Raw genomic sequence first — 22971 nt, forward strand, 5'->3', positions numbered from 1 at the left:
GCATGGGGCTTTTTGTTTTGTCTGTTATCTGGCGTTCTGCTCGAGCATGGGCATCCTGAGACGAATTGTGTAGGACAAATCCGCCGGGAGCGGATTTGAACGTTGCGAAGCAACGGCCCGAAGGGGGCGGGCAGGACGACCGCCATAAACTGCCAGGCATCAAATAAAGCCGAAAGCCCTGAACTGACGTTCAGGGCTTTTTGCTGTGCGTAAAATGGAATATCCCCGTTGTAATCCGCTTCAGCTTTCATCGTACTGTTTAATATTCATCACAAAACCAACGCATTGTTTCTCTGAATGTCAGATATTCTTCGTCCGCTATTAAGTTTGGCTGTTAACTTATAAATAACAATAAAGTAACAACCAGGGCGGCAGGAAGCCAAATTTCATCATTGTTATGGCTTGGAGAATACATCATGACAGAAACAACCTCGGCTCTTGGGGATGAGCACGGCGTCGAACAGGGGGCGCTGGATAACAAGAAACGCATTTTCGCTATCGTCGGGGCTTCATCAGGCAATCTGGTGGAGTGGTTTGATTTTTATGTTTACTCCTTCTGTTCCATTTACTTTGCCGCCTCGTTCTTCCCGGCGGGCAACAGCACCACGCAGCTGCTGCAAACCGCCGGGGTATTCGCCGCCGGCTTCTTTATGCGGCCGATTGGCGGTTGGTTATTCGGCTATATTGCCGACAAGCATGGTCGAAAAAATTCCATGCTGCTTTCGGTCTGTATGATGTGCGCCGGATCGCTGGTGATCGCCTGCCTGCCGACGTATGAATCGATCGGCAGCTGGGCGCCAGCGTTGCTGCTGATCGCCCGCCTGTTCCAGGGGCTGTCGGTAGGGGGAGAATACGGCACCAGCGCGACCTATATGAGTGAGGTGGCGATCAAGGGGCGACGCGGTTTCTATGCCTCGTTTCAGTACGTCACCTTGATCGGCGGGCAACTGCTTGCGCTGCTGGTCCTGGTGATCCTGCAGCAGATATTGCCCGCCGAAGCGCTGAAAGCCTGGGGATGGCGCATTCCGTTTGCCCTGGGGGCCGTGTTGGCGATAGTCGCGCTGTACCTGCGCCGTTCGCTGAATGAAACTTCCGATGCGAAGACGCGTAACCACAAGGATGCCGGTTCGCTGACGGGGCTGTGGAAAAATCGCAAGGCGTTCCTGATGGTGTTGGGCTTTACCGCCGCCGGTTCGCTGACCTTCTACACCTTTACCACCTACATGCAAAAATACCTGGTGAACACCGCCGGTATGGACGCCAAGCTGGCCAGCGCCATCATGACCGTCGCGCTGTTCGTCTTTATGCTGCTGCAGCCTGCGGTAGGCGCGTTTTCGGACAAAATCGGCCGTCGCAGCTCGATGTTGATCTTCTCGGCCTTCGCCACGGTGTTGACGGTGCCGATCCTGTTCGCTCTGAAAGAGGTGAGTAATCCTTATATGGCGTTTGGCCTGATCGTGCTGGCGCTGTTCATCATCAGTTTTTACACCGCGATCAGCGGGCTGCTTAAAGCCGAAATGTTCCCGCCGGAGGTTCGTGCGTTAGGGGTGGGCTTGTCTTATGCGGTGGCGAACGCCATGTTCGGCGGCTCGGCGGAATATGTCGCGCTGTCGCTTAAATCGTTTGGCGTGGAGAACGCTTTCTTCTGGTATGTCTCCGGCATGTGCCTGCTGGCGCTGCTGGTCTCGCTCCGGTTGCATCGCAAAGGCAAGGAGATACAGCTGTAATAAAAACCCCGGCCTTGGCCGGGGTCAGCATACCGCTTACAGGATACGGCTGATCAGCCGATCGATGCGGATACGGCGCAGACGCCGAATCAGCTTACGGACCTTGATCGGATACTGCTGAATGCTTTGCAGTTCCTGATAATGGCCGACTACAGTGGTATGAGTACGGATGCATTCCAGCTCTTTCTGCCGTTGCTCGCGCAGCTCTTGCTTGGGATCGTGGATCAGAATGGCGTTTTCCAGATCCAGCCGCCAGGCGCGCGGGTTGAGGTTATTGCCGGTAATCAGCTGCCACTCTTCGTCTACCCACATGCCTTTCAGGTGATAGCTGTTATCGCCATCCTTCCACAAACGCACGATCAGTTGGCCGGTGTCGATGTAACGCTGCAACCGGCTCAGGAAGCGGCGCAGGTTGATCTCGTACAGGTAGGGCAGTGCGCCGATGATTTTGAACGGCTGATCTTCCGGAATATAGAAGTCGTTGGCGGTCTTATCGCCGACGATGATCTCTACCTGTTTGCCCTGGCGCAGCAGATAGATGATGTTGCGCACCAGCAGCGCCGGCAGGTTGAAATAGGGGGTGCACAGCGTCAGTTTCTGGTCGGCACACGACATGAGGTGATGAATGGTTTTATTCAGCACGCTTTGTTTGCCCAGCCCAACCAACGGTGTCACCGCCAGCTCATCGTTGCCGGCCTTACCGCGGAAGTGATAACCGGCGCGGCGCAGGGCGAAACGGAACAGACGGATTTCGTTTTTGATCTCCGGGCTTTTCGGCCGATCGCTGCGATCGAGGCGCTGCACCGCGCCGGCGGTCAGCAGATGCTGCTTGATGTAATCGATCAGGGTATCGGCCAACACCTCATTGGTGATCAGTTGGTAGCGATCGTAACGGTATTTCTCATGCTGATGCAGATAAACGTCGTTGATGCTGGCGCCGCTGTAGATCACGGTATCGTCGACCACAAAGCCCTTCAGATGCAATACGCCCAGCGCTTCACGGGTATTGACCGGCACGCCGTAGATCGGCACCGACTGTTCCGGGTGCTGGCTGGCCATGGCGCAATACCAGTCGGCGTTGGTATTGGCGGCGGCAGCGCCGATGCGCCCGCGCTGTGCGCGGTGCCAGTCGACCAGCACGCAGATTTCCAGCTCGGGCCGCCGCTGCTTGGCTTGATACAGCGCGTTGAGGATCTCACGCCCGGCGTCGTCATGCTCCAGATACAGAGCCACCAGATAGATGCGTTGGGTGGCGTTGGCGATGGAATCCAGCAGCGTGGCGCGAAAGTCGGACGGCGCGTACAGAGTACGAACATCAGCAACCGTCTGGGGGAGTTTGGGCAGTTGTGCAAGGTGTTGTTGATGTTTGCTACGTTTAAATTTTGACAACATCACAGTGCGCTTCTTCTCTCATGATTGATGGCCGGAACGCCACAGACTTAAAAACAATAAACCGAATAATCGGGCGATAATACCATTAGTTGCCTCGATTGTGCGTATGTTTTGGCGTTAAGTGGTGGATTCGTAGCGCATTGCGACGCAGGTCACTGCGCGTCGTCGGCCTGCAGCGGCAGCGTCAGATTGACGATGCCGTCCTCAAGCTGCACCTCAATGCCAAAGCCCAGCCGCTGCGCCAGCGCGATCATGCCGCGGTTATTCGGCATGGTGATGCCGCTCAGGCGGGTCAGGCCATGCGCGCGCGCATAGGCGATCATTTTCTCCAGCAGCTGGCGGCCGAGTCCCACGCCTTTCAGGTCGGAACGCACCAACACGGCGAACTCGGCATCGGTGTTGTCCGGATCGGACAGCGCGCGGGTCACGCCGATAATCTCGTCTGCCCGCACCGCCACAAAGGCCATTTCCCGATCGTAGTCGATCTGCGTCATGTTGGCCAAATCGTCATGGGTAAACTCGTTGATCTCGCTGAAGTAGCGATAATAGAGATCTTCCTTGGTCACCCGGTCGATGAAATGCTTCAGCGCCGGCTCGTCTTCCGGCAGGATAGGGCGGAACAAGCATTGGCTGCCGTCTTTCAGCGCGATGGTCTCTTCCAGCTCATGCGGATAAGGCCGAATCGCCAGCCGCGCCTGTGGATCGCCGCTGAACGGCGCGAGCTGCATCGAAACGTCCAGCAGGGTGAACTCGCTGCCGGAAGCCAGCACCGGGTGAATATCCAGCCGGGCGATCTCCGGGCAGTCAAGGATCAGGTTGGAAACCTGCACCAGCAAGCGGCTCAGCCCGGGGATATCTAAAGGCCGCAGCGCGCTGCGCCCGCGGATCTTGCCGCCTTTCACCGCCTGCAGCACCAGATAACGCGCCAGCGCCATATTCAGCGGCGGCAGCGCGACCGCCACCTGATTTTCCTGGCGCCACTCTACGCCGCCTTCACCCAGCATGATCAACGGGCCGAAAATGGCATCCTGCTCCACGGCGATGCGCAGCTCCTGGGCGCCGGCGCGGTTGGCCATGCTCTGCACCAACAGGCCGTGGATGCGCGCCTGAGGGTAGGTGCGCTTCACGCGGTCGAGGATCGCCTCCGCCGCGCGCTGCACTTCGGTCGCGGTGCGCAGGTAGAGCATCACGCCCTGAACTTCCGATTTGTGCGGGATATCCGGCGAACGCAGCTTCAGCGCTACCGGGTAGCCGATCTGCTCGGCGATGTGCACCGCTTCGGCGCTGTCTTCGGCGATCCAGGTCGGCAGGGTGCTCAGATCGTAGGCCTGCAGAATGGATTGCACCTCGTGGGTATCCAACTGGGTAGCGCCTTCGGCCAGCGCCTGATGAATCAGGCGGTGGGCATCGGCGGTATTGGCGGTCAGGCCGACCGGCAGCGCGGGCGTCTCCTTCAGCTGCTTCTGGTTGCGGCGGTATTCCACCATATGCATAAAGGCGGTGACCGCGCCTTCCGGCGTGCGGTAAGTCGGAATGGCGGCTTCGGTAAACAGCCGGCGCGCCTCTTGCGAAGAGTATTCGCCGCACCAGTTGGTCAGCAGCGTGATGCGCTTGCCCCTCGCATGGCGATGCAGTGCGTCGATCAGCCGCTGCGCCGTGGCAGTGCCGGGCGCAGCCGCGCTCGGCGCGTGGATCAGCAGCAGCGCGTCATAGTCGTGGCTGTCGAGCAGCGCTTCGAGCGCCGCCAGGTAACGCTGTGGCGTGGCGTCGTCGCGCAGGTCGAGCGGGTTGCCGGCGCGAATGAAGTCCGGCAGCGCGTCGCTCAGCGTCGCCAGGCTCTCCTCGCTCAGCGTCGCCAGCTTACCGTTGCGGCCGAGCAGTTCGTCCAAGGCCATCGCCGCCGGCGCCGCCCCGTTGCTGACGATCATCAGCCGTTCGCCGCGCAGCGGATGCATATGGCTGAGGGTTTCCACCGCCGAGAACAACTCATGGGTATCCTGGACGCGCAGCAGGCCGGCGCGCTGGATGGCGGCGTCATAGGCGGCGTCCAGCCCCAGCTGGCTGTTGAGCAGTAATTGCGCCTGTTGGCTGCGGCCGCTTTTGATCACCAGAATAGGCTTGTTGCGCGAGGCGCTGCGCGAGGCGGAGAGAAAGCGCCGCGCATCGCTGATGTTTTCCAGATACAGCAGGATGGCGCTGGTCTTGCTGTCGCGCGCCAAAAAGTCGAGCAGGTCGTCGACGTCGATATCCAGGCTGTCGCCTAGCGCGATGAAATAGGAGAAGCCGACTTCGCGCTGCTGTGCCCAGTCGAGAATGGTGTTGGCCACGGCGGCGGACTGCGAGATAAACGCCAGCTTGCCCTTTTGGATCGGCACCGGCGAGAAGCTGGCGTTGATGCCTTGCCACGGCGCCAGTAGCCCCAGACTGTTGGGGCCCAGCAGCCGCATGGCGTAACGCTGCGCGCAGGCTTTGAGCTCGGCGAACTGTTCCGGCGGCGAAGAGAGCACGATGGCGGTTTTGCAGCCGCGTTGGCCCAGCGCTTCAATCAGCGCCAGATTACGGCTGGCGTGGGTGCAGATGATCGCCAGATCCGGCGTCAGCGGCAGGCTGGCGACGTCGGGATAGGCCATGACGCCGCATACCGCCTTGTAGCGCGGCGTCACCGGCAAGATGGGCCCGCCGAAACCGCCGGCCAGCAGGTTGCTCATCATCAGGTTGCCGGCGCGGCCCGGCTGCTGCGAAGCGCCCAGCACGGCGATCGATTTGGGACGTAGTAGCGCTTCTAACCCTCGCTGGCTCATGCACGGCTCCTTTTGGCAACGTTACGCCTGATTTTAGGCGCTTTATGGCTACATTGCTGTGACCGGTGCCTCCGGTCGGGTCGGTTTTCCCGCCAGATACTGTTGACGGAAATAGCGGAAATGCTGATTCAATCCGTCGGCGGCCGGCATATCGCCCGCCTGTTGCAGCAGGGCGGCGGCCACTTCCGCCGTGCAGTGTTGCTCGGCGCGGCTGGCTTCGCGCAGCTGATAATCTGATGCGGCGTCGACGTTGAGGGAAAATACCGGGAATTGATTGAGGTACGGGCTCTTACGGAACATTTTTCGCGCTTCCGCCCAGGTGCCGTCCAGCATGATGAACAGCGGCGGTTTGCCGCCGGCGGGCAGCTCGCTGAACACCGGCCGCTCGGCGTCGGCGTAGGATGCGGGGAACACCACGTAAGGCTGCCGTGTCGGATCGTTGATGGCCGCCAGCAGGGCGGGATCGACCTCGGTACGCGACCAGAGGAACGCCTGGGTGTCCGGCAGGATATCGGCGATCAGGCGGCCGGTGTTGCTGGGCTTGAGCGGCTCGGCGCCGAACATGATCAGGCAGAAACGGCTGCCGGCCTGCTGCGGGCGAATGGTGTCGCACAGGCAGTTTTTATGCGGCAGCAGGCAACCCTGACAACGCGCCACCCGGCAACCGCGCGCCAGAAAAGGGCGGGTGGCGCGGTCTAAACGGAATTGGCGCAGGCGAAGTACGGCGTTGTCGGTCATAACGATCCTGGGGAAAAACCGCTATTGTAACGCAGAAAAAAGCCCGCCGGGAGGGGCGGGCTCGATCGGGGCGCGTTCGCGCGCGATGGCGGGATACGGCCTATACTTGCCGAATCACACTAACTCGTTGAGCCAGTTGTCAAACGGCGCCTTCGGCATCGCGCCGTTGAGCATGTCGACCATCTTGCCCTGACGGAACACCATGATGGTCGGGATGCTGCGGATGCGGAAACGGGCGCTCAGTTCCGGCTCGGCTTCAGTGTTCACTTTCACGAAGCGCACTTTGCCGGCGCGCTCTTCGGCCACGTCTTCAAAGATCGGCGCAAAGCTGCGGCACGGGCCGCACCACGGCGCCCAAAAATCGACCACGACCGGCAGATCGTCCTGCAGCAACTGGTCCAGCGTGGCGGCGGTGGCGTTGATCACTTCACCGTCGAAGAGCTCATGGCCGCAGCGGCCGCATTTCGCGTTGTCCGCCAGACGTTCTTCCGGCACACGGTTGGTGGCATTGCAAGCTGCACAAACTGTATTCATGTTGACCTCGGGTACTGAGAAAGCCGGGTCCCCGCAACGCGGTTGCGGAGATGTTTCTTTAATGCTGACGATTATCGGCAAAACCCGGCGCATGAACAATGAGGTTTGTTCAATGGATGTGATAGTTGGGAGCTTTTAGCGCAAGTTGGTGGCTTCATGCACCAACATCAGGTAATCTTCGCGCCCTGCGCGTTGGTGGAGAAGACAATGAACGATTCATTTAGTGGCAAGAACGGTAAGGTCAAAGTGATGTACGTCCGCAGCGACGACGACAACGGCGACGACCGCAACAAGAATAAACGTCCGGCCGGCAAAGGCCGTCCGGCTGACGGTGCGCGCTCGGGCCGCACCGGTCAAGACAAGGCGCGCGGCGGCAACGACCGTCGCGGGGCCGATTCCCGCCGCAGTGAAAGCGATCGTCCTCGCCGTCCGGCGCGCTCTGAAGATCGCGGCGGCAACGAGTCGCCGTGGAGAACCGTGTCGCGCGCGCCGAGTGAAGAGCCGGCGTTCGATCACGGCGGCATCAGCGGCAAAAGCTTCATCGATCCGGAACAGCTGCGTCGCCAGCGCGCGGAAGAAACCCGCGTTTACGGTGAAAACGCCTGTCAGGCGCTGTTCGCCAGCCGCCCGGAAGCGATCGTGCGCGCCTGGTTCGTGCAGTCGGTCACGCCGCGCTTTCGTGAAGCGCTGCGCTGGATGGCGGCTAACCGCAAAGCCTACCACGTGGTGGATGAGGAAGAGCTGGCCAAGGCTTCCGGCACCGAGCACCACGGCGGCGTCTGCTTCCTGATCAAAAAGCGTCAGGGCCTGGATGCGCAGACCTACCTGAAAACCGCGCCGGCGACCGACTGCGTATTGGCGCTGGAAGAAGTCGGCAACCCGCATAACCTGGGCGCCATCGTCCGTTCGTGCGCCCACTTCGGCGTCAACGGCGTGCTGCTGCAGGATCCGGCGTTGCTGGAATCCGGCGCGGCAGTGCGTACCGCAGAAGGCGGCGCGGAGCACATCAAGGCGATCAACGCCGATGATTTCCTGTCGGTGCTGGATACCTTCCGCAAGGCGGGTTACACCATCGTCACCACCTCCAGCCACAAAGGCACCGCGCTGGCGCAGGCCAAGCTGCCGGCCAAGATGGTGCTGGTGCTGGGCCAGGAGCGTGACGGCCTCAGCGACAGCGCCTGGCAGCAGGGCGATATGAACGTGTCTATCGGCGGCACCGGCAAGGTGGAAAGCCTGAACGTTTCCGTGGCGACCGGCATTCTGCTGGCGGACTGGTGGCGTCAGAATCAGGCGTGATTTTCATTACGTCGAATAAAAAACGGGCGCCTCAGGGCGCCCGTTTGGTTTATTGAAGCTTAGTGAGCGCCGCCGCCCCCGCCGCCGCCGGAGCTGAACGGCGGTTTCGCCACCCACACCAGCGCCAGCAGCACCAGGAATACCCCGGCCGACAGCCAGAAAATCTCGTTGGCGGAGATGATCAGCCCCTGTGCCGTGATCTCGTTGGCGATGTAGGCCGACGCCTGTTGCTTGCTCATGCCGAGCTGCTCTAGCTGCCGGTACATCTCCTGCGACTGCGGATTGTACGGGTTGACGAACTCCGTCAGCTGCGCGTGATGCTGCGATTCGCGCTGCGTCCACAGGGTGGTGGTGATCGAGGTGCCGATCGACCCCGCCAGGGTTCGCGTAAAGTTCGACAGGCTCGATGCCGCCGCCATGCGTTCCGGCGGCAGGCCGGACAGCGTGATGGTGGTCAACGGCATGAAGAAGCAGGCGATGGCGAAACCTTGAACGAACTGTGGCCAGGCCGAAGCGCCGAAGTCCATGCCCGGTTCAAACGTATAGGCACGCCAGTAGAAGCACACGGCATACATGATGAAGCTGAAGGTCACCAGCCGGCGCATGTCGAGCCGGTTGCCGAACTTGCCGATGATCGGCGACAGCAATACCGGGATCAGCCCGACCGGCGCCGACGCCAGCCCCGCCCAGGTGGCGGTGTAGCCGTACACCTCTTGCAGCAGCTGTGGCAGCAGAACGATGGCGCCGAAGTACAGCATGTACGCCAGGCTGATGCACAGACAGCCGATGGTGAAGTTGCGCGACTTGAACAGCGACAAATCCACTACCGGATGGTCGTCCGTCAGTTCCCAGACCACCAGGAACAACAGCGCGACCACGGCCACGACGGTCAGGGTGATGATCTCGGTCGAGTTGAACCAGTCCAGCTCCTTGCCCTGATCGAGCATGATCTGCAGCGAACCGATGCCGACGATCAGCAATACCAGGCCGACGGTGTCGATCGGTTTGATCTCGGTTTTGGTTTCCCGCCCCTTCAACGTCGCCATCGCCGCCACGATCACGAAAACGCCGATCGGGATGTTGATGAAGAAGATCCAACCCCAGTGGTAGTTGTCGCTGATGTAGCCGCCGAGGATCGGCCCGAAGATCGGCGCGACGATCACGGTCATCGACCAAAGCGCCAGGGCCATCGCTCGCTTGGCGGGCGGATAGTTGTTCAACAACAAACTCTGCGACAACGGGATCAGCGGCCCGGCCACCACGCCCTGGATCACGCGGAAGAAGATCAGCATGCCAAGGCTGTTGGAGATGCCGCACAGCCAGGAGGCGAGGGCGAACAGCGCGGTGGACCAAAGGAACAGCCGCACTTCGCCGAAGCGCTTCGCCAGCCAGCCGGTGATCGGGATTGAGATGGCGTTCGCCACGCCGAACGAGGTGATCACCCAGGTGCCCTGCGAGTTGGAAGACCCGAGGTTACCGGAAATGGTGGGGATCGCCACGTTGGCGATGGTGGAGTCCAGCACCTGCATGAAGGTCGCCATGGCGAGCGCGACCGTCATCCAGGCAAGCTGGGCGCCTTCAAGCGGTTTCTGTGGCAAGATGGCCTCCCGCGCGCTTAGCCGGCGTTCGCATGGATCACGTCGGCGATCAGCTGGTTAACCGGCGCCAGATTCAACGCCAGCGCGTCGCTCTGATACAGCGGTTTGTCGCGCACCACGTCAGACAGCACGCGGCCGTCCAGGTTGGCGGTGTCGACGGTCACCAGCGTCGAAAGACCGATGCGCAGCGGATGATCGGCCACCTGCTTGGCGTCGAGCTCAATACGCACCGGCAGACGTTGCACCACCTTGATCCAGTTGCCGGTGGCGTTCTGGGCCGGCAGCAGCGAGAAGGCGCTGCCGGTGCCCATGTCGATACCGACCACTTTGCCTTGATACACCACGTCGTCGCCGTAGACGTCGCTGACCACCGTCGCCGGCTGGCCGATGCGCATATTGGCGATCTGCGTTTCCTTGAAGTTGGCGTCAACCCAGATGTGATCGGCCGGCACCACCGCCATCAGCGGCGAACCGGCGGCGATCTGCGCGCCGACCTGCACGCTGCGGCGCGAGACATAGCCGGTAATCGGGCTGATCACTTTGGTACGCTGCAGCGCCAGCCAGGCGTCGCGCATCTGCGCGGCGGCTTGCTGGATCGCCGGCTGCTGTTCCAGCGGGGTGTTCAGCACCATCGCCTGGTTGGCATTGTATTGCTGCACCGCCACTTCGAGCGCGGCTTTGGCGCTGTCGACCGCATCGCGAGCATGTTGCAGCTCTTCGCGGCCGATGGCGTCAACGCTGCCCAGCACCACGCGACGTTTCAGATCGTTCTCGGCCTTGCTCAGATCGGTCTTGCGCAAGGCGATGTTGGCCTGATACTGCTTGCTGTTGATGATCAGCTGGTGGGTCTGACGCACGCTGTTGGCCAGGCCGGTTTTGGCGCGTTCAAACGCCTGCTCGGCATCGGTCGGATCGAGCGTCAGCAGCACGTCGCCCTGCTTGACGTAGTCGGTGTTGTCGAAGTTGACGCTGTTCACGCTGCCGGACACCTGGGCCATGATCTGCACCTGGTTGCCGGAGACGTAGGCGTCGTCGGTTTCCTGGTGATGACGCAACACCAGGAACCAATACACTAAATAAGCCACCCCTATAACAATGAAAATAACCGTCAGCAACAGCAGCCAAAATTTGCGCTGCTTCTTTTTGCCGCTCGGCTGCTGCGGGTTTTGAGTTTCCGCGCTTGCGCTCATGGTGTTCTCCAAGCCTTATATTATTATGCTTTCGAATCCGCTGCGGCCGGGGCCTGATAGCCACCGCCCAACGCGCGGATCAGTCCTATCTTCGCCTGCAGTAAATTGCTGCTGGCATTCAACTCCGCCTGTTGCTGCTGCAATAGCTGCGTCTGGCTGGTCAACAGATCGTCGCGCCCGATAATCCCTGCCTGGTAACGGGCGTTGGCGACCTGATACACCTGTTGCATCGACTGGGCCGCGGACGCCGCCTGCAGCTGCTGTTGTGCAGAGCTCTGCTGGATGGTGATGGCGTCGGCGGTTTCCTGTACCGCATTCAGGATGGTTTGGTTGTAGGATTCCACCGCTTCGTCATACAGCGCGGATTCCTCGCCCAGCTTGCTGCGCAGGGCCCCGGCGTGGAAGATCGGCAGCGAGATCGCCGGCATCACGTTCCAGGCCTGGCTGGCCGCTTCAAACAGATTCGGGCTGGTGCCACTGGTATTGGTGGTCATCAGGCCGGCGAAGGCTGAAATGGTCAGGCTGGGGTAAAACTCTTTACGCGCGGCGCTGACGCGCTGGCTGTAAGACTCCACCAGCTGGCGTTGCGCGGCGATGTCCGGGCGTTTGCCCAACAGATCCGCCGTCAGTTCACCCTGCGGCGCCATCAGGTTGTCTGCAGGCAGCGGCACCTGACGCAGGTGCTGCATGGCGTTCGGCCCCTGGCCTGCCAGCGCGGCGAGCTGGTGTCTGAGCTGTTCGATTTGCGACTGCAGCTGCAGAATCTGCTGTTTGGCGACGTCGGACTGCGCCTGGGTTTGTTGCGGCACGTCGACGCCGGTCAGGCCGGCCTGATAGCGCTGTTGGCGCAGCGCGGTCAGGCGCTCGTTGTTGTTCACTTCCTGCTGCAGCAGCTTCTCGAGCGCGAGATTGCTCTGCAGCTGGTAGTAGGCGGACGCCACCGAGCTGGTCAGCGTCAGCGCCGCCTGTTCCTGCTCGGCGCGCGCTGCGTTCACTTGCGCCTTGGCGGCGTTCACCTGGTTGCGGTATTTACCCCACCAGTCGAACTCGTACGCCAGGTTCAACCCCAGCGAGTTGGAGCTTGAATAGATCGGCTTATGCGGATACCCCAGCCCCATATTGACGTTCTGCGGCACGCGCTGACGCTGGGTGCTGGCGTTCAGATCCAGGTTCGGCCCGTTGGCGGCGTTGGCTTCGCCTACCACGCTCTGCGCTTCGCGCACGCGGGCGGCGGCCTGACGCAGGGTCGGCGAACTTTGCAGCGTCTGCGTCATCAAGGCGTCCAGCTGCGGATCCTTGAGGGCGCGCCACCACTGCGGGCTGACGGCCAGCGAACTGACTTTCGGCTGAGCCAACTGCAGGCTCTGCGGATCCATCAGCGTGGATTGCGGGGCAATATTATCGGTAGAAGCACACCCGGCCAGCAGCAACACGGCGAACAGCGGGGTGAATCTCCAGTGAAATGGGGATCGCATAAGTAGGTACCTGAACAGAAATTGTGAATTAGGGTAACTGTTCTGTGATTTCCATTTGATCCAGACGTGCCAGCAATTTGCGCGTCAGCTGTTCCAGCTGTTTTTGCTCATCGTCGGTCAGCGTGGACCACAGGAAATGCAGACATTGGTGCTGCGGCGGCAGCAGTTGACTGAGAAATTCTTCCCCCTGCGGCGTCAGATGCAGATGCAGGCAGCGGCGATCGTTGTCGCTTTCCCGGCGCTCGATCCAGCCGCGCTTCTCCAGCTCGTCGGCGATGCGGGTCGCATTGGTGCGCGAGGAGCCCAGGGCAGAGCTTAGCTCAGAAGGTTGGATGCTGTGGCTTTCCTGCGCATCCAGGGTAATCAGCGCCATAAACAGTGTTTCGTTAATCCCCTGCGCTTTCAGCATTTTATTGCGATTTTCCAGCAGCTTGCCTTGCATGTGCATGCATAGACGGGTCAGCAGGATTTCCTGATAAGGGAAATCTTTCTGCCGCGTGGCGCGGAAATTCAGCATTTGTTCTATGGGGGCAAACGAGCTTTCCATAATTTAGGGCCTCATTAATTTCGTTCGAGATAGTAACGACGGTGACAAATAATGTAAATGTTCAGCCGTGCGGATAATTTAGCAATTCGTGTCATTTGTCAGTGTTTGTAAAGATGTGGCGCCTGAAAACGCCAGTGTGAAGCCAAACGGTCGGAGGCGGCGTCAGCCAGGGCCGAAAAACATTAACAATTTTAATGTGACGCCAAAGGCCGTCGCGCCGAGCAGCGTCGACAGAATGATGCTTTTACTGCGGTAGAAGCACAGTGCCAGCGCGGCGAACCCCGCTAACGTCGGCAGCAGCTTGTCCGGTTCGCGCATCACCACCGGCGTGCTGGAGACCACCAGCAGAGCGCAGATGGAGGCGATGCCGATGCTGTCGAGCAGCAGGGCGGCTTTGCCGCGTTTGATGCCGGGCTGAGCGCGCGCCGGCGCCAGCCGCAGCGGCAGATAACGGAACAAGTAGTTGGCGCAGCCCACCACCAGGCCGATCACCAGCACATCAGTGTTCATGGCAGGCCTCCGCGTGCGGGGGTTGGAACAGGGCGGCGACGCAGCCGGCGCCGATGCCGGCCAAAATGGCGACCGGAATGGAGAACAGCACCACGCCGAGCAGCGCGCCGGCCAGCGCGGCGGCGATGGTCAGGCTCTGCGGGCGCCGGAAAGCGGCCAGCAGGAAACTGAGAAACAGCGCCGGCAGCATGAAGGCGAGCGAGGCCTCGATCACCGGGAACTGCTCCAGCGGGCCGTTGCCGAACAGCGCGCCGAGCGCGGTGCCGGCTACCCAGGAGAGCCAGGAACAGAGCGCGATGCCCAGCATCCAGTTTTCGCTCCAGCTGCGATTATTGCGCATCAGTCTGGCGGTGGCGGCGGCGAACACCTCATCGGTCAGGCCAAAGGCCCACAGCGCCGTTTTGCCGGGCGACAGGCGCGAGACGATGCGGTGACGCAGCGCCGGGCCATACAACAGGTGGCGCACGTCCATCGCCATTACCGTCAGCGCGGAGACCCACAGCGACATGCCGGCGCTCAGCAGAGCGGTGATCACGAACTGGCTGGCGCCGGCGTAGATGATGCAGGAGAAGAAAATGCTTTCCAGTGGGGAAAAGCCCAGTTTGACGGCGCTGAGGCCGAAAGCGAACGCCACCGGCACGTATCCGATGACGATCGGCAAACTGTCGACGACGCCGTTGGCGAAGGTGGCGCTGACGGCGGGCGGAGTGAGGCTGTCTGCAGCTTGGCTTTGCATGGTTGTGGGTCGCAGGGTAGATAGGTCGTCAATAGTTTATGCCCAGAACATTACCAGAGAGTAAGTAATGTTTATACCCTGCACCGCTAATAAATTTCTTTAGTGACTATTTGCACGATAATCAGATTGCCGCCGGCCCCTGCGGATCGTGATGCTTGCCGAGCCACCAGGTCAGCAGGTTGAGCAGGCATAACCCCCCTCCGACGGCGGCCACGCCGTACCAGCCGGTATGCTGATAGGCGGACGCGGAGAGCAGCGAACCGAGCGCGCCGCCGATAAAGTAGCTGGTCATGTAGCCGGCGGTCAGGCGGTTGCGCGCCTCCGGCATGATGCGATACATCACGCTCTGGTTGGTGACGTGTACCGCCTGCGCCGCCAGATCGAGGATCAGGATGCCGGCGATCAGCGCCCACAGCGATTGTTTAGCCAGCGCGATAGGTATCCAGGACAGCAGCAGCAATACCAGGCTGACGGTGGTGGTCAATCCGGCCTTGCCTTTGTCCGCCAGATGCCCGGCGCGCGAAGCGGCCAGCGCTCCGGCGGCGCCCACCAGACCGAACAGTCCGATCACCCCTTCGGAATAGTTGAACGGCGGCGCGGCGAGCAGAAAGGCCATTGAGGTCCAGAGCACGCTGAAGTTGGCGAACGACAGGGCGCCGAGAATGGCGCGGGTGCGCAGCAGCGGCGTGCGGCAGAACAAGCTGAAGATCGAGGCCAGCAGCTGCGGGTAGTTCAGCCCGGAGTGTTGCTTATAGCGCGGCAGCGCGCGCCACAGGATCAGCGCCATCAGGATCATCAGCACGCTGGCGACCCAGTAGATGGTGCGCCAGCCGCCGAACGATGCCAAGGCGCCCGCGACGGTGCGCGCCAGCAGGATGCCGAGCAGCAGGCCGCTCATGATGATGCCGACGGTCTTGCCGCGCTTTTCCGGATGGGCCAGCGTGGCGGCCAGCGGCACCAGGATCTGCGCCACAACCGAGAACAGCCCGGTGAGCGCGGTGCCGAGGATCATCATCGGCAGCGTGGCGGAAGTGGCGGTGATCAGCATGCCGCCGGCGGCCAGCAGCGTCATGAACACGATCAGCCCGCGGCGCTCGAACATGTCGCCGAGCGGCACCAGCAGCAGCAGGCCGGTGGCGTAACCGAGCTGCGCGGCGGTGACGATAAAGCCGGCCTGATTGACCGACAGGTTGAAACCGGTGGCGATGGTTTCCAGCAGCGGTTGCGCGTAATAGTTGCTGGCGACCGCCAGGCCGGTAGCGATGGCGATCAGCACGGTCAGCGCCGGGCTGAGGCCCGGATGGGCGTTTTGTTGGCTCATGGTTTTTCATCACGGAAAGAAGATGGCGCGCAGTATCCGGCAACGCGTCTGCGGAAACCAATGTATAATTTTCATTTGATTTATCTCATTTCAAGATAGATGCCATGAACCTGAAACAGATCCGCTATGCGCTGGCGGTGGCGGAAGAGCAGAGTTTCACCCGGGCGGCACAGCGCTGCCATACGGTGCAGTCGGCGCTCAGCCACCAGATCGCCAAACTGGAAGAAGAGCTGGGCTGTACGCTGTTTGAACGCACTTCGCGCCGGGTGCGCTTGACCCCCGCCGGCCAGGCTTTCATTCCGTCGGCGCAGCGCCTGCTGGCGGCCCAGCAGGCGCTGGTGGAAGAGGTGACCGCCGCCGGCGATGCGGTGTCCGGCATCCTGACCATCGGTACGATTTCAACCATAAACGCGATTGATCTGACCGAAAAGCTCGACAAGTTTCATCGCCACTATCCGGCGGTGAACATCCGCCTGTACGTTGGCATGAGCGAAGCCCTGCTGGAGGATGTGCGTCAGCAGAAGTGCGATATGGCGTTCGTCGGCATTTGGCCCGGCGATGTCGATCTGCTGCCGATGTCGCACCGGCAGTTGACCGATGAGCCGCTGGTGGCGCTGGTGGCGCCGCAGCATCCGCTGGCCAACCGCGAGCGGGTCAACCTGCAGGCGCTGGCGGAAGTGCCGCTGGTGGATTTTTACAGCGGCACCGGCGCGCGACGCCAAACCGACCGCGCCTTTCAGGCGGCGGGCATCCGCCGGCACGTCAGTTTTGAAATCGACCATATCGAATGGCTGGAGAATCTGGTGCGTCGCGGGTTGGCGGCGGGCATCGTACCGATCTCGACCGCGCAGCGTTTAGGGGCGCTGGTGTCGATTCCGATTGAAGACGGGCCGCGGCGCCAGGTGTATTGCATTTGGCCGCAGCCCTTGTCGAACGCCGCTGCACGTTTTTTACAGTTCAGCGGCATCGATCTGGCGGGGTAGGGGCGCGGCAGAGGCGGCGCCCCCGATCGGTTACGGCTTCGCCGCTTCGGCGGCGGTTTTCACCCAGCCGTCGAAGGTGGCCTGATGCGCCTTGATCCAACCGTTGACGTGGTTTTGGATGTCGGCCTCCGAAGCCTGGCCTTCATGCATGCGCAGGTTTTGCGCGTTGATGTCGGCGATCGGCAGCTTCATGATGGCGAACAGCTTGGCGGCCGCCGGGTTGGCTTCGGCCCACTGCTTGTTGGCGGCGATGCGCATGGTGTTGACCGGGAAGCCGTAGTTGGCGCCGTTAGGCAGCTTGGTATCGACGTTCTTCTGCTCGCCCGGCAAGGAAGAGAACGGCACCTGCAGCCAGACCACGTCGCGGCCCGGCACCATCACATCGCTGACCCAGTACGGCGTCCAGGTGTAATACAGCACCGGTTTGCCCTCTTTGTAGCGGGTGATGGTGTCGGCGATCATCGCCGCGTAGTTGCCCTGGTTGTGTTCGACGGTATTGCTCAGGCCATAGGCCTTGATGTGGTGGTTGATCACCGCCTCGCAGCCCCAGCCCGGGGTGCAGCCGGTCAGATCGGCCTTGCCGTCGCCGTTGGTGTCGAACAGCTTGGCGATCTTGGGATCCTTGAGCTGCTCGACGTTGGTGATGTGGTACTGTTCGGCGGTTTTCTTGTCGATCAGGTAGCCCTGCGCGGCGCCGTTGACGTAGACGCCTTCGCGGTAGAACTTGGCGTCGCCGCCGGCGGCCTTGTACTGATCGGCGTGCAGCGGATCCCAGTTGACCGCGATAAAGGTGGCGTCGCCGGAGGCGATGGAGGTGTAGGCGACGTTGTAATCCACTTCGCGCGGTTCCTTCACGTCGTAACCCAGTTTTTCCAGCGCCTTGCTGACCAGCAGCGTCTGGAACGTCTCTTCGGAAATGGTGCTTTGCACCGGCTGTACCGCTATTCCCTTACCGGGTAAATCCGCCGCGATGGCGCTCTGTGAGCCAATCAGTGTCGTCAGGGCGAGAGCCCAGATGCCCGTGGTGCGCATAGTGTTTCCCCTCTTTTGATGTGGTGGTGCCTTGGCCCGCCGGGGCCGCAGCCGCCGGCGGGAAAAGCGTCAGGCTTGTTTGATAAATGGACGGGTAAACAGCCCGATGGGGCCGCGACGGTACCAGCGGCCGATGCCCTTGCTGCGGCGATCGCGCCCCAGCGATTGGGTGAGGCGATCGAGAATGATCGCCAGGATCACGATGCCGACCCCGCCGATGGCGGCCAGGCCCATATCCAGCCGGCCGATGCCGCGCAGCACCATCTGGCCCAGACCGCCGACGGCGATCATCGAGGCGATGACGACCATCGACAGCGCCAACATCAGCGTCTGGTTCACGCCGGCCATGATGGTCGGCATCGCCAGCGGCAGCTGCACCTTGAACAGCAGCTGGCGCGGGCTGGCACCGAAGGATTCGGCGGCCTCGATCAGATCCTCCGGCACCTGCTTGATGCCAAGAATGGTCAGACGCACGATCGGCGGCAGCGCGAAGATAATGGTCACCACCACGCCCGGCACGTTGCCGATACCGAACAGCATGACGATCGGCACCAGATAGACGAAGGCCGGGGTGGTTTGCATGGCGTCGAGCAGCGGCCTAATCACTTTGGCGGCATGCTTGCTGCGCGCCAGCCAGATGCCGAGCGGCAGGCCGATAAGGATGCAGAAGAACAGCGCGGTCAGCACCAGCGCCAGCGTAACCATCGCCTGCGACCAGGCGCCGATGGCGCCGATGGCGACCAGAGAGAGCAGCGTCGCGGCGCCCATACCGAGGCCCGCGATCTGCCAGGCGACCAGCGAGAACACCAGAATGGCGATCGGCGCCGGCATGCCCAACAGCAATTGCTGGAAGCCGCTCAAGATCACGTCTACCGGCACGCGGATGCCCTGGAACAGCGGGCGGAAGTGCAGCACCAGCCAGTCGATGCCTTGCGTGACCCAGGAATCAAACGGCACCCAGGCTTTGTGGAACGGATCAAGCAGGCTGAAGTGCTCAGGCTGCGCCGGGGCGCTGCTGAGCCAATCGGCGCCTTGCCCGGCGGCGTCATGAGCGGCCGGCGGAGGCGCGCTGGACCAGGCGTCGCCGGCGTTGGCGGCGGCATCGTGAGTTGGGGCAGCGCCGGCATCGGCCGGTGCGGTAGCCCAGGGATCTTGGTTTTGCGTGGTATCACTCATTGGCTGAGCCCTCCTTGTCCAACGCCTGCAGCAGCATGGCCTTGGAGATGATGCCGAGATAGTTATGTTCTTCGCCCACTACCGGCACTGCGCACGGCGCCTGGGCGACCAGGGAGATCAGATCGCTGAGCGGCGTGTCGGCCGGCACAGCGGCGGGGGCCTCAAGCAGGGCATCGTCCAGCGTTTGATTGGCGGACAGCGCCTTTTTCAGCGACTCTATCGACACCACGCCGATAAATTTCTTCCCGCGTTCAACAACATAACCATAATCACGGTCCTCATCGCGCAGCAGCTGCAGCGCCGAGCGGGGGCCAAAACCGGGGGTTTTGCGGATCAGCGTCACCGGGCGCCGCTGGGCGATATCCTTGGCGCTGAACACATGACTGATGTCCACGCCGCGGAAGAAGGTGCGCACGTAGTCGTTGGCCGGGTTATTGAGGATCTCGTCCGGCGTGCCGACCTGGATCACCTCGCCGCCCTGCATGATGGCGATGCGATCGCCAATGCGCATCGCTTCGTCCAGATCGTGGGAAATAAACACGATGGTGCGCTGATGCTGAGCCTGTAATTTCACCAGCTCATCCTGCATCTCGGTGCGAATTAACGGATCGAGCGCCGAGAAGGCTTCGTCCATCAATAATATATCCGGGTTATTGGCCATCGCGCGGGCTAATCCCACGCGCTGACGCATGCCGCCGGATAATTCATCCGGGTAAGACAGCGCATAATTCTCAAGCCCGACCTGACGCAGGGCGTCCAGCGCTTTTTCCTGGCGCTCCTGCAGCGGTATTCCGGCTAATTCCATGCCAAAGGCGGTATTATTCAGAACATTCATGTGCGGCATTAGCGCGAATGACTGAAATACCATGCTGATCTTATTTCGCCGCACGGTGCGCAGCGCGGTGTCGGATATTTTGGCGATGTCCTCACCGTCGATCAGCACCTGACCGCGGGTGGGTTCTATCAGACGATTGAGAAGGCGTACCAGGGTGGACTTGCCGGAACCGGAGAGCCCCATGATGACAAATATCTCGCCTTCTTCAATGGCCAGAGTGGCGTCTTTTACGCCGAGCGATAAGCCGGTTTTTTCAAACAGCTGATCTTTTGTCAGACCTTTATCCAGCAGTTTGAATGCGCGTTCCGGGTGCTCGCCAAATATCTTATACAGGTTCTTTACTTCGAGTTTAATTGCCATGCAATTTGCTGTTTCCTCTGGTTTAATTAAAGCGTTATGGGCTGTCCTTAGCAAAATAAAAGAGCTTTTTACCCTAACACAGTGAATATCTGAGACAACCCTCAATGTCATTTAAATAGGATATTAGTGGTTTACATCAAGGTTTTAATTAGTTATGGTAATTTAGCCCGTGACTCAAAATTGACGGCCATTATTCGCCATAATGGTTTGGTTTTTGGGGAAATAATACGGTGTGGCGCAGAGAAATATTTGGGCGCCGCGCCTGCCGTTCGGATAATAAAAAACCCGACCAGAGGCCGGGCAAAAGTCATCAGTATTTCATCAGTTTTAACGACAGGTGCCGATATCGAGGGGGATATCGTCGGGCGTCATGTTATCGCCTTAGTATGACAGCCAGATGGCAGCCTCAGGCCTTGCGATACAGCCTGCGCGGATGGCCGATATTGCCGTACAGCATCTCCACCCGCACGAACTGGGTGGCGACGCAATATTCCAGATAACGGCGAGCGGTGGTTTTGCTGATGCCGACCTGTTCGACCACGTCTTCCACCGCATGTGCCACCGCCGGCTGGGCGATAAACAGCGCCTGCACCAGCTCCAGCGTGTTGGTTTCTATGCCTTTGGCGCTCGGTTCGCTGGAGAACTGCTTCGACTGCAGGTTGTACAGCGCATCGACATTGTCCTGATCGATGATTTTAAAGGTGCGCTGGGTCTGCACGAACTGCATGAAGCGCTCGAGCGAGTTGCGCAGCCGTTTGTAAGACACCGGCTTGATGATGTAGTCGAAGGCGCCGTTGCGGATCGCTTGGCTGCAGGTATGCATGTCGCTGGCGGCGGTGATGAAAATCACCGAACAGGCGGGATTCTTCACCGCCGGTTCTTCCATTAGCTCGATGCCCTGGCCGTCCGGCAGAAAGTTGTCCAGCAGGATCAGCCGCGGCTGATGCTCGTTGGCTTTGGCCCGCGCTTCGGCCAGCGTGGCGGCGTAGGCTACCACCTGCAGGTTGAAATTTTTCTCGATGAACTCTGCGTGCAGCGTCGCCAGTTGCGGCTCATCTTCCACGATCAGAACGTCCAGTGTTTGGTGTGACATAATCGGGTGCTCAAAAAAATCGGGTTATGGGTTTTATTTAGGGATAAATATAGAGAATATCGCGCCGTGCGGCTCGTTGTCCGACACTTCTATGCTGCCGTGTGCCTGCGCCACGTGGCTGGCGACCAGATGCAGGCCGATGCCGTGGTCGCTTTTATCCGCTTTGGTGGTCACGCCCTGTTCAAACAGCGTATCACGAATCTCCTCGGCGATGCCGGTGCCGCGATCCGCCACCTCGATCACCAGTTCGTCGCTGCCGTCGCTGATATAGAGTTCGATCGCGTCGTGCGGAGCCGGGCAGTGCAGCGTCGCCTCCACCGCATTATCCAGCAGGTTGCCGACGATCGACATCAGTTCGGTCTCATTCAGCGCCGCCGGGATCTGCCGCAGCTGGCAGGCCGGATCGAAACGCAGTTCGATGCCTTTCTCTCTGGCGCTGGAGTATTTGCCCAGCAGCAACCCGCACAGCGCCGCCGAACTGAAGCGCTGCGAGATGAAATCGAGGATCTCCTGTGCCCCCTCCGACTGGGCTTCCACATAGCGGATGGCCTCGTCGTAGCGCTGCATGTGCAGCAGCCCGGCCAGCGTGGCGGTCCAGTTCAGCTGCTCGTGGCGCATGATGCGCAGGTTGTCGGCATAGCGTTTCACCTGGCTGAGCTGGCTGCTCAGGGTATTGATATCGTTCTTGTCGCGGAAGCTGATCACCCAGCCTTGCAGCTCCTGCTCCTGCATGATGCGCACCCGGCTGGCGATCACCCGCACGTGGTTGAAGCGGCACACCTCGTCATGGGTGTCGTGCTCCAAGTGCGCGACGGCGAAAAAGTCCGGCTGGGCCTGGATCACATCGCCGATCGGCTGGCCCAGCAGGCCGGTGGCGGGCTGATGCAGATCCAACAGCTCACGCGCCGCATGGTTGATGGTGATGATCCGCAGCTGCGGATCGATGGCGATCACGCCCTCATAGATGGCTTCCAGCAGCGCTTTTTGCTGGCGCACCAGCAGCGCGATCTCTTTCGGCTCCAGCCAGAACATTTGGCGTTTGAGATTTTTCGACAGCAGCCAGGAAAAAACGAACAGGGCGATCAGCAGCAGCACGATGGAACCGATAATTTGCGTTAATGTCCTGGCATTTAAATTATCGATATGCGATTTCAAATAGCCGACGGAAACGATGCCGATGACGTGATTATTTTCATCCAGAATCGGCGCCTTGCTGCGTAATGAAACGCCGATGCCACCCTTGCGAATGGAAATAATGCTTTTTCCTTCCAATACTTCTTTATTATCGCCGCCGATCATCGGCGTGCCCAGGCGGCCCTCATATTCGGAATGATAGAGATGACGGGCATGATTATCACCGATGACGATATAGCTGGCGTCGCTGCTGGCGCGGATTTTTTTCATCAACGCAGCGATCCTGGCGGCGTCGTTTTTTTCTACGGCATCCACCAACGAAGGGATAAGGGCGATTTCACGCGCCTGCACCTGGGCGCGGGCGCCGAGATCGCGGTGCAGTTGCGCATCCAGCTGGTAATAGGTGTAGGCGCCGATGCAGCTCAGCAGCAGGCAGGAGAAGGCCACCAGGCACAGAAACAGCTTGATTTGAAATGAGAGTTTAAGGCGCATG

21 protein-coding genes are annotated in these 22971 nt (G+C 60.6%); 4 read left to right on the forward strand and 17 right to left on the reverse strand.

Going from position 1 to position 22971, the window contains the following annotated elements:
* On the reverse strand, window positions 1-251 hold a 251-nt coding region (locus tag IMX17_RS25305), incomplete at its 3' end, for a hypothetical protein (RefSeq protein WP_227414693.1).
* A gap of 165 nt (window positions 252-416) precedes the next feature.
* On the opposite strand from IMX17_RS25305, the gene IMX17_RS24110 reads away from it, so the two are divergent.
* Window positions 417-1727, forward strand: coding sequence for an MFS family transporter (locus tag IMX17_RS24110; RefSeq protein WP_046897864.1), 1311 nt, complete (start codon window positions 417-419; stop codon window positions 1725-1727).
* 36 nt (window positions 1728-1763) lie between these two features.
* Here IMX17_RS24110 and pssA read toward each other — a convergent pair whose 3' ends face one another.
* The 4 genes from pssA to trxC form a co-directional block, all read right to left on the reverse strand.
* A complete protein-coding gene (gene pssA, locus IMX17_RS24115; protein WP_193550298.1) occupies window positions 1764-3119 on the reverse strand; it encodes a CDP-diacylglycerol--serine O-phosphatidyltransferase in 1356 nt (451 codons plus the stop codon).
* A gap of 152 nt (window positions 3120-3271) precedes the next feature.
* A complete protein-coding gene (locus tag IMX17_RS24120) occupies window positions 3272-5920 on the reverse strand; it encodes a bifunctional acetate--CoA ligase family protein/GNAT family N-acetyltransferase (protein WP_033644169.1) in 2649 nt (882 codons plus the stop codon).
* Window positions 5921-5968: 48 nt separating this feature from the next.
* Window positions 5969-6658, reverse strand: coding sequence for a tRNA-uridine aminocarboxypropyltransferase (locus tag IMX17_RS24125; protein WP_046897862.1), 690 nt, complete (start codon window positions 6656-6658; stop codon window positions 5969-5971).
* Between the two features lie 114 nt (window positions 6659-6772).
* Window positions 6773-7192, reverse strand: coding sequence for a thioredoxin TrxC (trxC, locus tag IMX17_RS24130; protein WP_004928868.1), 420 nt, complete (start codon window positions 7190-7192; stop codon window positions 6773-6775).
* Between the two features lie 207 nt (window positions 7193-7399).
* Here trxC and IMX17_RS24135 point away from each other — a divergent pair, with 207 nt between their 5' ends.
* Complete coding sequence (locus IMX17_RS24135) at window positions 7400-8488, forward strand: tRNA/rRNA methyltransferase (RefSeq protein WP_033644167.1); 1089 nt, start codon at window positions 7400-7402, stop codon at window positions 8486-8488.
* Window positions 8489-8547: 59 nt separating this feature from the next.
* Here the strand turns inward: IMX17_RS24135 and emrB are convergent, their stop codons facing one another.
* The 7 genes from emrB to IMX17_RS24170 all read right to left on the reverse strand — a co-directional run bounded on the left by emrB (window position 8548) and on the right by IMX17_RS24170 (window position 15865).
* The gene (gene emrB, locus IMX17_RS24140) at window positions 8548-10086 is read right to left on the reverse strand and encodes a multidrug efflux MFS transporter permease subunit EmrB (RefSeq protein WP_046897861.1); all 1539 of its coding nucleotides are present in this window, start codon (window positions 10084-10086) and stop codon (window positions 8548-8550) included.
* 17 nt (window positions 10087-10103) lie between these two features.
* Window positions 10104-11276: a multidrug efflux MFS transporter periplasmic adaptor subunit EmrA gene (emrA, locus tag IMX17_RS24145; RefSeq protein WP_016929855.1), complete on the reverse strand. Its 1173-nt coding sequence runs from the start codon at window positions 11274-11276 to the stop codon at window positions 10104-10106.
* Window positions 11277-11299: 23 nt separating this feature from the next.
* Entirely contained in the window at window positions 11300-12751 is a 1452-nt protein-coding gene (locus IMX17_RS24150; RefSeq protein ID WP_033644165.1) for an efflux transporter outer membrane subunit, read from the reverse strand.
* A gap of 28 nt (window positions 12752-12779) precedes the next feature.
* Window positions 12780-13298: a transcriptional repressor MprA gene (mprA, locus tag IMX17_RS24155; RefSeq protein WP_004928879.1), complete on the reverse strand. Its 519-nt coding sequence runs from the start codon at window positions 13296-13298 to the stop codon at window positions 12780-12782.
* A gap of 162 nt (window positions 13299-13460) precedes the next feature.
* Entirely contained in the window at window positions 13461-13808 is a 348-nt protein-coding gene (gene ygaH / locus IMX17_RS24160; RefSeq protein ID WP_033644164.1) for an L-valine transporter subunit YgaH, read from the reverse strand.
* Entirely contained in the window at window positions 13798-14544 is a 747-nt protein-coding gene (locus IMX17_RS24165) for an AzlC family ABC transporter permease (protein ID WP_046897860.1), read from the reverse strand. The genes ygaH and IMX17_RS24165 overlap by 11 nt, the downstream gene beginning before the upstream one ends.
* Before the next feature lie 121 nt (window positions 14545-14665).
* A complete protein-coding gene (locus IMX17_RS24170) occupies window positions 14666-15865 on the reverse strand; it encodes an MFS transporter (RefSeq protein WP_046897859.1) in 1200 nt (399 codons plus the stop codon).
* 104 nt (window positions 15866-15969) lie between these two features.
* Between IMX17_RS24170 and IMX17_RS24175 the strand changes: the two genes are divergently transcribed.
* The gene (locus tag IMX17_RS24175; protein WP_046897858.1) at window positions 15970-16848 is read left to right on the forward strand and encodes a LysR family transcriptional regulator; all 879 of its coding nucleotides are present in this window, start codon (window positions 15970-15972) and stop codon (window positions 16846-16848) included.
* A 30-nt stretch (window positions 16849-16878) separates the two neighbouring features.
* Here IMX17_RS24175 and proX read toward each other — a convergent pair whose 3' ends face one another.
* The 3 genes from proX to proV form a co-directional block, all read right to left on the reverse strand.
* Window positions 16879-17880: a glycine betaine/L-proline ABC transporter substrate-binding protein ProX gene (gene proX / locus IMX17_RS24180; protein WP_033644160.1), complete on the reverse strand. Its 1002-nt coding sequence runs from the start codon at window positions 17878-17880 to the stop codon at window positions 16879-16881.
* Window positions 17881-17949: 69 nt separating this feature from the next.
* Window positions 17950-19056: a glycine betaine/L-proline ABC transporter permease ProW gene (gene proW, locus IMX17_RS24185; protein WP_046897857.1), complete on the reverse strand. Its 1107-nt coding sequence runs from the start codon at window positions 19054-19056 to the stop codon at window positions 17950-17952.
* Complete coding sequence (gene proV, locus IMX17_RS24190; RefSeq protein WP_046897856.1) at window positions 19049-20251, reverse strand: glycine betaine/L-proline ABC transporter ATP-binding protein ProV; 1203 nt, start codon at window positions 20249-20251, stop codon at window positions 19049-19051. Before proV ends, proW begins: the two co-directional genes overlap by 8 nt.
* A gap of 126 nt (window positions 20252-20377) precedes the next feature.
* On the opposite strand from proV, the gene IMX17_RS24195 reads away from it, so the two are divergent.
* Window positions 20378-20641 carry a hypothetical protein gene (locus IMX17_RS24195; RefSeq protein ID WP_129993510.1) on the forward strand — a complete coding sequence of 88 codons (264 nt, stop codon included), beginning with the start codon at window positions 20378-20380 and terminating at the stop codon, window positions 20639-20641.
* A 16-nt stretch (window positions 20642-20657) separates the two neighbouring features.
* Here the strand turns inward: IMX17_RS24195 and IMX17_RS24200 are convergent, their stop codons facing one another.
* Window positions 20658-21344, reverse strand: a complete 687-nt coding sequence (locus IMX17_RS24200) for a response regulator (RefSeq protein WP_046897855.1) — start codon at window positions 21342-21344, stop codon at window positions 20658-20660.
* 33 nt (window positions 21345-21377) lie between these two features.
* Window positions 21378-22970: a sensor histidine kinase gene (locus tag IMX17_RS24205; RefSeq protein ID WP_046897854.1), complete on the reverse strand. Its 1593-nt coding sequence runs from the start codon at window positions 22968-22970 to the stop codon at window positions 21378-21380.
* Window position 22971 lies beyond the last annotated feature (1 nt).

The sequence above is a fragment of the Serratia sp. X3 genome (assembly GCF_014982455.1).
GTDB classification, from domain to species: Bacteria; Pseudomonadota; Gammaproteobacteria; order Enterobacterales; family Enterobacteriaceae; genus Serratia; species Serratia ureilytica.

What these genes read in the sequence shown, in the direction of transcription:
- trxC (WP_004928868.1), bottom strand. Translation starts at nt 7,192, where the DNA reads ATGAATACAGTTTGTGCAGCTTGCAATGCCACCAACCGTGTGCCGGAA.
- proX (WP_033644160.1), bottom strand. Translation starts at nt 17,880, where the DNA reads ATGCGCACCACGGGCATCTGGGCTCTCGCCCTGACGACACTGATTGGC.
- IMX17_RS24170 (WP_046897859.1), bottom strand. Translation starts at nt 15,865, where the DNA reads ATGAGCCAACAAAACGCCCATCCGGGCCTCAGCCCGGCGCTGACCGTG.
- IMX17_RS24205 (WP_046897854.1), bottom strand. Translation starts at nt 22,970, where the DNA reads ATGCGCCTTAAACTCTCATTTCAAATCAAGCTGTTTCTGTGCCTGGTG.
- IMX17_RS24150 (WP_033644165.1), bottom strand. Translation starts at nt 12,751, where the DNA reads ATGCGATCCCCATTTCACTGGAGATTCACCCCGCTGTTCGCCGTGTTG.
- pssA (WP_193550298.1), bottom strand. Translation starts at nt 3,119, where the DNA reads ATGTTGTCAAAATTTAAACGTAGCAAACATCAACAACACCTTGCACAA.
- IMX17_RS24125 (WP_046897862.1), bottom strand. Translation starts at nt 6,658, where the DNA reads ATGACCGACAACGCCGTACTTCGCCTGCGCCAATTCCGTTTAGACCGC.
- proW (WP_046897857.1), bottom strand. Translation starts at nt 19,056, where the DNA reads ATGAGTGATACCACGCAAAACCAAGATCCCTGGGCTACCGCACCGGCC.
- ygaH (WP_033644164.1), bottom strand. Translation starts at nt 13,808, where the DNA reads ATGAACACTGATGTGCTGGTGATCGGCCTGGTGGTGGGCTGCGCCAAC.
- emrA (WP_016929855.1), bottom strand. Translation starts at nt 11,276, where the DNA reads ATGAGCGCAAGCGCGGAAACTCAAAACCCGCAGCAGCCGAGCGGCAAA.
- IMX17_RS24135 (WP_033644167.1), top strand. Translation starts at nt 7,400, where the DNA reads ATGAACGATTCATTTAGTGGCAAGAACGGTAAGGTCAAAGTGATGTAC.
- IMX17_RS24110 (WP_046897864.1), top strand. Translation starts at nt 417, where the DNA reads ATGACAGAAACAACCTCGGCTCTTGGGGATGAGCACGGCGTCGAACAG.
- IMX17_RS24120 (WP_033644169.1), bottom strand. Translation starts at nt 5,920, where the DNA reads ATGAGCCAGCGAGGGTTAGAAGCGCTACTACGTCCCAAATCGATCGCC.
- IMX17_RS24200 (WP_046897855.1), bottom strand. Translation starts at nt 21,344, where the DNA reads ATGTCACACCAAACACTGGACGTTCTGATCGTGGAAGATGAGCCGCAA.
- IMX17_RS24165 (WP_046897860.1), bottom strand. Translation starts at nt 14,544, where the DNA reads ATGCAAAGCCAAGCTGCAGACAGCCTCACTCCGCCCGCCGTCAGCGCC.
- mprA (WP_004928879.1), bottom strand. Translation starts at nt 13,298, where the DNA reads ATGGAAAGCTCGTTTGCCCCCATAGAACAAATGCTGAATTTCCGCGCC.
- IMX17_RS24175 (WP_046897858.1), top strand. Translation starts at nt 15,970, where the DNA reads ATGAACCTGAAACAGATCCGCTATGCGCTGGCGGTGGCGGAAGAGCAG.
- proV (WP_046897856.1), bottom strand. Translation starts at nt 20,251, where the DNA reads ATGGCAATTAAACTCGAAGTAAAGAACCTGTATAAGATATTTGGCGAG.